Origin of the sequence: Vibrio sp. MOR3, from assembly GCF_001557775.1 — a bacterium.
GTDB classification, from domain to species: domain Bacteria; phylum Pseudomonadota; class Gammaproteobacteria; order Enterobacterales; family Vibrionaceae; genus Vibrio; species Vibrio jasicida.
Genome location: NZ_LNRD01000041.1, coordinates 1 through 1,076, shown reverse-complemented (window position 1 = coordinate 1,076; position 1,076 = coordinate 1). Strand labels below are relative to the sequence as shown.

3 tRNA genes and 2 rRNA genes are annotated in these 1,076 nt (G+C 44.6%); all 5 read right to left on the bottom strand.

The annotated features are described in order from the left end of the window. A 23S ribosomal RNA gene (locus tag ATB76_RS26735) occupies positions 1-296 on the bottom strand; the annotation flags it as partial. A gap of 345 nt (positions 297-641) precedes the next feature. Continuing rightward, positions 642-717 (bottom strand) — tRNA-Val (locus ATB76_RS26730). A gap of 29 nt (positions 718-746) precedes the next feature. Further along, a tRNA-Lys gene (locus ATB76_RS26725) sits at positions 747-822 on the bottom strand. Positions 823-824: 2 nt separating this feature from the next. Next, positions 825-900 (bottom strand) — tRNA-Glu (locus ATB76_RS26720). 89 nt (positions 901-989) lie between these two features. Continuing rightward, positions 990-1,076, bottom strand: a 16S ribosomal RNA gene (locus ATB76_RS26715); the annotation flags it as partial.

The window sequence follows — 1,076 nt, the reverse complement described above, 5'->3', positions numbered from 1 at the left end:
ACCGTTCGTCTAACGCATATAAAGCTTAAGGGCTAGTCCAATTTCGCTCGCCGCTACTTTCGGAATCTCGGTTGATTTCTTTTCCTCGGGGTACTTAGATGTTTCAGTTCCCCCGGTTCGCCTCGCTGCGCTATGTATTCACGCAGCGATACTAGCTTATGCTAGTGGGTTTCCCCATTCGGAAATCCCAGACTCAAATGGTTTTTACTACCTAATCTGGGCTTATCGCAAGTTAATACGTCCTTCATCGCCTCTGACTGCCAAGGCATCCACCGTGTACGCTTAGTCACTTAACCATACAACCCGAAGGAGTTTCGAGTTGATAATCAAATCACCAAAGTTGTCTCTCATTATTTGAATGAGCGAGAGACATTTCGATTTTGCCGGACTCAATTTCGAATAATCACTTAAAAGTGATATTCCCAAGAACACTTGAATGTGTTTTTTGGTGTTTGTCATAAAGACAAACATTGAGAACTTTACAAACAATCTTAAAGATTGTTTTGTCAGCTTTCCAAATTGTTAAAGAGCAAATCACTTCCTAAGAAGTTCATTTTCTAAAGACTTTCAGAGTCGAAGATTCTAACCACATACGTCTTACTGAAGTGGTTTGGAATTCCTATCCAAAAATACTTAGAGAATGGTGGGCGATACCGGGCTCGAACCAGTGACCCCCTGCTTGTAAGGCAGGTGCTCTCCCAACTGAGCTAATCGCCCACATTATTTTTTCATTCTCGTGGAGAGAATGGTGGGTCGTGCAGGATTCGAACCTGCGACCAATTGATTAAAAGTCAACTGCTCTACCAACTGAGCTAACGACCCAATGGTATCCCGTAGGGGAGTCGAACCCCTGTTACCGCCGTGAAAGGGCGGTGTCCTAGGCCTCTAGACGAACGGGACACTGGATTGAAGATATTGGGATATCTTCGTCTCTTTTACTTATAAACCGTATCAATCTGTGTGGACACTCATCGTGAGTAATCATCGTATAAGGAGGTGATCCAGCGCCAGGTTCCCCTAGCGCTACCTTGTTACGACTTCACCCCAGTCATGAACCACAAAGTGGTAAGCGTCCT